A 3,540-nucleotide genomic window follows, 5' to 3' on the forward strand; every position below is an offset into this window, starting at 1 on the left:
TCATTGCGGGTATCAACCATGACCACTGGTTTGCCATTGTCATCATGACCTTGATCGAGCCAACGTTTTAAGGTTTTGGCAGAAACATGCTTAAAGAGTCTACATCAATATTTAATGCCAATATTCTTAAAGGTCAAATGATTGGAAAGCATGCAGAAATGTTTGCACCTGCAATGTTTGTCAAAGCAGAACATGCAACACCATTATTCAATGAAACCGTTGTTGATGCTTTAAATGAACCTTTCACATGCTTTGTATCCCTTGAAAGAGCATCCATTCCAAGACGAGATGTAATCAAAACAATTCCACTAGACGGAAATTTTGAAAAGATACTTAAATAAGAAAGCCCGAAAGGGCTTTTTTTACATCTCTTTAACGAACTCAGCAACACCAATTCCAAAAGCATCAACAACAGATTGATAGACACCTAGTTTCAGAAAATCAGGAGCAGGAGACAGCATCTTATCTTTTGAGTCGTTGCAAATATTTATCAATGCTATGAAACTCAATACATAGTGTTTGTTCGTCAAGTCATGATTTTTGTCAGCAGACAAATTTTCATTTTTAATCATGGCAACAAAAGACCTGATGACACCTTGTTCTTTTGATTTGAGCCGATCTTGCAGGTAGCCAACAGACAAGGCATTTTCTGTTCGTGTAAACAGCTCTGACAGCGACAACCAACCCTTTAGAGTATTGCCAGTAGGAGCAGGCAACAACGGGTGGACGAACTCAGCATCCCTTGTATTCGCTGGGAGCCATAGAGACTCAGGCAGGACGATTTCAAGCAGTCCTTTTACCTTGTCAGCATCACCCATTGCAGAAAATTCTTTCCTGCTTATGAGCATCCAAGGCTTGTTGCCACGGTAGTTATTGAACAACCCTGCAATGACTTGACTACACACTGCCATATTGCCATCAAGAACAGACCACAACGGTAATCCACCAGGTCCAACCCACCAAAACGAGCCACTACCTGCGATCAGCTTGTCCACTACCTTAATAGTGGAGTCTTGCGGACTAATGCCCGCCTTGTATTGGCTCCACGACTGGACGGACTCCACCACTCCAAGCACCTTGTGCATGTCAGCAATGCTTTTAAATTTTCCAGTTTCCAGCAGGTAGGCAATCCAGAGTTTGCCTTTTAATTCGTCAAGTTCCATACACCAAATCATATCAGTTGTCAACAAACCCTGAAAGGGTTTTGCTTTGGCGATTGTTTTCTTTGTTTCCAATAAAGTTCATACATCAACAACAAACAAAGGAAAACAAATGAATATGAATGAACAAAACTATCTCTTGAACATTGACAGCAAAGCAGGTCTTGCAAACATTAAAGACAACTTTGTTGACTTAGTTTTGACTGATCCACCTTATGGCATTGCAAACAATTCAAAGCTTACAAAAATTGGAAACAAAATTGTCTCTACTAACGATGCTTGGGGAAATGACTTTCAAGACAATTGGGAAAACATTGATGCATATTACGAATGGTTTAAACCATTCATTGCTGAATTTGTCCGAGTCTTGAAAGACAACGGAACAATGCTTTTATTTCTCGATAGGAAATACACAGGCTTGATTGTTCATTACTTGGAACGAGATTTTGATTTGAATTTTAAAAACAAAATCTATTTCAAAAAGACGAACCCATTGCCTGGCATTCGCAAGACCAACTACCGCTCAACCATCGAGGAATGTGTTTGGTTAACAAAGGGAAAACAGCACACATTCAATTTTGGTGAACAAGCAGAAATGACACAAGTCTATCAAGGTTCAATTGGTCGCAAGAAAACAAAGCATCCAACTGAAAAATATTCATGGATGATTGAACCATTGATTAAAAATCATAGCAAAGTCGGGGATGTCATCTTGGATGCCTTTGCAGGTTCAGGCACAACTCATGTTCTTGCCAAGAAACACAACCGTCATGCCATTGGCTTTGAAAAGAATAAGTCTTTCTTTGATATGGCAAAAGCACGGTGTATGACAGAACAGCTTGACCTTGTTTTTGAATAACATGTTTAATATGTTTTTATCTTGCTTTGATATTGACATTTACCTTTCAATTGCTATCTTATTATAAGATATGATTAAAAAGGAGAATATCAAATGGAAATAAAAAAAAGAAACAGAAAAAAGGCAGAGAACACTAAATATTATTTATCTAGACTGCCAATTGATTTATATGAAAAACTTGATGCACTTGGAGAGAAAAAAGGACATGCTGTAAACAAGTTAATAATATTTGCTTGTAGAGAATACATAGAAAATGAAACAAAATAAATGAAAGCCACTTTTTAGTGGCTTTTTTCATTACATATATTAAGTATTTACATAAAAAGATATTGACATTTAACTTTAACTTGATAAATTTATAACATAACACTTTAAACAAAGGAGACAATATGAAAAAGAAAGTTATATTTAGCACATCAGGTGCAGGCTCAGTAGGCAAGACAATGATTTCAAGTTTTTATGTAGATCAAGCGAGAAATAGACTTGGATTAGAAATTGAAACATACCTTTGTGATTTAAAAGAAAAGCACGATGCTTTATACACAAGATATGGTCAAAAGGTTGATGGAGAGCTTTTGCCACTTAATAAACAAAATGCCTTATCTGGTGTTAAACCATTAGACTTGTTCATGCAATCAAAAGGCAACCAGACCGACACATCAGAGTTAGAGACTCTTAGAAACGAATTAGCACAGCAATTTTCACAAGCTTTGGAGTCAGATGCAGACATTATTTTGTTTGACATGCCAGCAACTCATTTCAGCGACATTTACACAAAGCTTTTTGCAAGTATTTCTGATTTTGCCAATGCTCTTGATTTTTCAGATAGAGCCATTTACATAACCATGCCTTTTGCAGATGAAAAAAGTTTGAGTTCTATTTCATCTATCTATAACGACACCAAAGACTTGGAAAACATAAACTATGTTGTTGCCATCAACAAAGGTAAGTTTGACACCAGTGCAGGAATAAGTGTTGAAACCTACTATAACAGCCCTGTTTATCAAGCAATCAAAGACTCTGCTGGATACCGTGAAATTATCTTACCTACCTTGAAAGCAGGCACAGTCAATGCAATTGACCAGCATCCTTTCAGTTTTTTCTATGACTATGACAAAAAAGCAGTCATTAAAGATAGAGTAAAAACTTGCAAAGATGCAATGATGGTAAATCAAGATTTAATTAACTTGTTGAATGGAATTAAACACATCAATGCAAATGGTCAAACCATTGAACATAAGTTGCTTGATGAAATCTGCAACATATTGGGAGCATAATTATGAAAAAGAAAGCAATAACAATTACAATTCCAGAGAATGTCTATGCAGAATTAGAAAAGAGAGCAAAAGATATTGGAGTAAGTATTTCCAGCATTGTTATAGAATTACTATATAAGGAGACAAAGAAAAACAATGAATAAAAGAAAAGCACCGTCAAGGTGCTTTTTTCATTGGTGCATGTTGCTTAAAGTATCCAATGTGCTTTTCCAATGTGTTTTTCTCTCATTTTGAATAATTCTGC

6 protein-coding genes and 1 pseudogene are annotated in these 3,540 nt (G+C 36.2%); 5 read left to right on the forward strand and 2 right to left on the reverse strand.

From position 1 onward, the window contains the following. A pseudogene (locus tag ACO0KY_RS19490) lies at positions 1-86 on the reverse strand (sulfurtransferase); the annotation flags it as partial. Between ACO0KY_RS19490 and ACO0KY_RS19495 the strand changes: the two are divergent. Then, the gene (locus ACO0KY_RS19495) at positions 87-341 is read left to right on the forward strand and encodes a hypothetical protein (protein ID WP_423048872.1); all 255 of its coding nucleotides are present in this window, start codon (positions 87-89) and stop codon (positions 339-341) included. A 21-nt stretch (positions 342-362) separates the two neighbouring features. Here ACO0KY_RS19495 and ACO0KY_RS19500 read toward each other — a convergent pair whose 3' ends face one another. Further along, a complete protein-coding gene (locus ACO0KY_RS19500; RefSeq protein ID WP_423048874.1) occupies positions 363-1,235 on the reverse strand; it encodes a hypothetical protein in 873 nt (290 codons plus the stop codon). Positions 1,236-1,272: 37 nt separating this feature from the next. Between ACO0KY_RS19500 and ACO0KY_RS19505 the strand changes: the two genes are divergently transcribed. The 4 genes from ACO0KY_RS19505 to ACO0KY_RS19520 all read left to right on the forward strand — a co-directional run bounded on the left by ACO0KY_RS19505 (position 1,273) and on the right by ACO0KY_RS19520 (position 3,439). Next, on the forward strand, positions 1,273-2,019 hold the full coding sequence (locus ACO0KY_RS19505; RefSeq protein ID WP_423048876.1) for a DNA-methyltransferase: 747 nt from the start codon (positions 1,273-1,275) through the stop codon (positions 2,017-2,019). A 93-nt stretch (positions 2,020-2,112) separates the two neighbouring features. Next, positions 2,113-2,286, forward strand: coding sequence for a hypothetical protein (locus ACO0KY_RS19510; RefSeq protein WP_423048878.1), 174 nt, complete (start codon positions 2,113-2,115; stop codon positions 2,284-2,286). Positions 2,287-2,408: 122 nt separating this feature from the next. Beyond that, on the forward strand, positions 2,409-3,296 hold the full coding sequence (locus ACO0KY_RS19515) for a hypothetical protein (protein WP_423048880.1): 888 nt from the start codon (positions 2,409-2,411) through the stop codon (positions 3,294-3,296). Positions 3,297-3,298: 2 nt separating this feature from the next. Continuing rightward, positions 3,299-3,439 (forward strand): hypothetical protein, encoded by a 141-nt coding sequence (locus tag ACO0KY_RS19520; protein ID WP_423048882.1) that lies wholly within the window; start codon positions 3,299-3,301, stop codon positions 3,437-3,439. Positions 3,440-3,540: the final 101 nt, after the last annotated feature.

Origin of the sequence: Undibacterium sp. Dicai25W (assembly GCF_049340505.1) — a bacterium.
Taxonomy (GTDB): domain Bacteria; phylum Pseudomonadota; class Gammaproteobacteria; order Burkholderiales; family Burkholderiaceae_D; genus Undibacterium; species Undibacterium jejuense.